The sequence below is a fragment of the Pseudoalteromonas sp. Isolate6 genome (assembly GCF_022398435.1).
Lineage (GTDB): Bacteria > Pseudomonadota > Gammaproteobacteria > Enterobacterales > Alteromonadaceae > Pseudoalteromonas > Pseudoalteromonas galatheae.
This window is the reverse complement of sequence record NZ_JAKEVK010000339.1, coordinates 1-2,625: the sequence shown is the minus strand read 5'-3', so window position 1 is coordinate 2,625 and position 2,625 is coordinate 1. Positions and strand designations below refer to the sequence as shown.

Sequence of the window (2,625 nt, the reverse complement as noted above, 5' to 3'; positions counted from 1 at the left end):
AGATTTAACTTTGAAGTCTAAAACTTCAAATGTTCTTAAAAAGCCAATTTCTATAAATGCTGTTAAATTAAAACCAATCATAGAAAAACTTGAAAAAGTATCCTTAACAATTATTGACTCGTTGAAAGTACCCCAAGCAAATTGCTTAGACAGAGTCATTGTAATTATACAGCACAGGGTTGAGGGTGGTGAGTTAAAGCATGAATTTATTGATGGTATTGGTTCTCAAAGACAAGTTCTTTACCATACTCATGCAGCTCGATGTTTAGGTTTATTAAACGCTGACAATACTGTTACAACAGCAGGACGAGTTTTAGCTCAAAAATGTAATAGAGATGCACAGTATGAGTATTTAGCTGATAGAGTTGAGTCGAGTGATTTTGGCTTCGCTTGGATGCAATGGGCTGGGGTAAGGTCTATATCAGAGCTGGACCCATATTCATCTAAACAGTTTGTGGAAAAGTGTGTTAAAGGGTTAAACCGATCTAGTGTAAACAGAAGAGCTAGTAGCTTAACTCAATGGATTAAGCTTCTTAAACCTTACAGACGAGATTATTCTTCATCAAATAAATAATAAGACTCTGTTGTTGACGTAAAGCTCGCTAAAAGCGAGCTTCTTGAACGACAAATCGCTGACGCTCGTCTCAGGTTTACATGTTACAAAGGTGTCGTCTAAGCTTTAATTATGTACCCAAATTATTGTGTTTTTGATCTGTTTGTCACCACCTGCTCAGCTCATACAGACTATCTTGGCGTGCTTCAACCTAGAACGATAACCTGCTGTGGGTGTCTGCGTTGGTCCTGTTTACTCCTTATGAAGTATTTCGGTATTTTTAAATCTAAGTTTATCGGCAGCGTTATGTTGTAAGTCGAATCGTTGGGTGTCATTGACTCCAGACTTCATGTGCTTACTCCAGTAACCCTCGAGACCACAACGACACAACAACATCCATTTGGCTATTATGAACTTTAGACTCAGAGCCACATGACTGAATCCAAAGTTTTTTGATGTCATTTTGCATATCTGGATTTTCGTTTAACAGCCTAACTGCCTTTAAAGCATACTGTTTATTTAAAACTGATTTTGTATAGCTTCCTTTGGGCACACCGACGACAAAGCCATTTTCAGCTAAACCTAGAAAAGCGTTTTTTGGACACCCTTTTTTAATGGAAGCAGCTCTGTCCTTGAACTCTTTTTCTGCAGCTGTATTCCAAGCTTCAACTGGACAGACTCCAGTTTGAGCGATATGAGTAGCTCCTATAGCAACATCACCATATTTGCTCATTTGACCTCCTAACATATAATGCCGCAATATGCGGCTAATTTTATTGAAGACTAATCGTTGACACCCACCTCAAATTGAAGTGTTCTAAAAATGTCACGTAAGTTTTAATACTGAAACGTAGTGATGGGTGTCATCGATTCCTTTAGCCGGAACAAAAGACTTTATTTCTAAGGTATTCAGGTTTGCCATGTTTTTGTCCATGTTGCGGGTACTTTTGTAGCCTAACACTTTAGTATTTATGAGACACGCGGTTTGTGTTAACAGTCGCTTGTTGGAGTACAAATAGTGATGGGTGTCACTTGTTTCTCCAGAAATGGAAGGTGAGGCTGACTTAACTGTTTGTAGTATCTGTATAGTTTCTTTTTCTTTAGGGTAAGCCTGTATTTTTATGGACGGGCGTCTAAACCTGTCGCGAGGGTGACACAATGCACTCGTCAGCTACAGTTGGCTGTTCTCCTTTATCATGTTAAACCGCTAGTCCTCTTTATGCTTTGCTTCTTCAGAGCAATATGATTCTTGATGCGTACTTTCTATGCAATGACAAAACCAGCTTTCAAAACGTTTGAGGTAATAAGCTCCTCCGAATCCATCGTTCTTATCATAAACAATGTAATCAGTGCCCCCACCTCTAAGGTACTTCTCTCCGGTGCCAACATATTCCCAATAGGTTAAGGAAGTGAATAAATAATTGTCATTAACTAAAAAACCAAGAAAATTAGGAGTATGTTCATAAAGGTAGGTTTTGATCGTGACGTGCTTCATTCCCTCGGCTAGCAATCTCTGTTTGGTAAATTCTATTTCCTTTATTACCGACTGAACTACAGAATACCTTTCCGTACCACCATCGATAGAGCCGACTTGTTGAGGTGCTAATAAAGCTATCTCTATGACTATTTGCTTTTTACTCAACAGACACATCTCTGAGCTTGGATCTAAAAATCTGGCAATTACAGTACTCCAGCCATGTCTTCCTGCGACACCGATATATTTAATGTTTATTTCTCGTTCTGATTCACATAGTCGACCAATGTCTCCTAACAGGTCATTGGATTTAATGATTTTTACCTCTCTACGATTGTGCAAAACGGCATCGTATATTTTGAACAAAAGCTCCAGCAAGATAAATGCAATAGGTAACATCAACCCTGTTTTGATAGTGTTAGCTACTTCAACCCTAAAAAATAATTCAGTTGGCAGCATGTCAACAACGACTGCAAGCAACAATAAAAATATTAGTAGTTCTTTTTTAGTTGTTTCATATGCGATACGAAGTCGGGCCAGAAGGTTTGCTTTCCTTTGCATGAGGAAATCCTGTTGTTTTATTTTTAATCAATTAAGT

2 protein-coding genes and 1 pseudogene are annotated in these 2,625 nt (G+C 38.3%); 1 reads left to right on the top strand and 2 read right to left on the bottom strand.

Annotated features, from left to right (window positions below):
• Nucleotides 1-574: pseudogene (locus L1D50_RS22600) on the top strand (hypothetical protein); the annotation flags it as partial.
• Between the two features lie 334 nt (nt 575-908).
• On the opposite strand, the gene L1D50_RS22595 reads toward L1D50_RS22600, so the two are convergent.
• Nucleotides 909-1,286 carry a hypothetical protein gene (locus tag L1D50_RS22595; protein WP_239966895.1) on the bottom strand — a complete coding sequence of 126 codons (378 nt, stop codon included), beginning with the start codon at nt 1,284-1,286 and terminating at the stop codon, nt 909-911.
• A gap of 474 nt (nt 1,287-1,760) precedes the next feature.
• Nucleotides 1,761-2,588: a hypothetical protein gene (locus tag L1D50_RS22590; protein ID WP_138522593.1), complete on the bottom strand. Its 828-nt coding sequence runs from the start codon at nt 2,586-2,588 to the stop codon at nt 1,761-1,763.
• Nucleotides 2,589-2,625: the final 37 nt, after the last annotated feature.

Coding starts and splice junctions, on each gene's coding strand:
- L1D50_RS22595 (WP_239966895.1), bottom strand. CDS start 1,286: ATGAGCAAATATGGTGATGTTGCTATAGGAGCTACTCATATCGCTCAA.
- L1D50_RS22590 (WP_138522593.1), bottom strand. CDS start 2,588: ATGCAAAGGAAAGCAAACCTTCTGGCCCGACTTCGTATCGCATATGAA.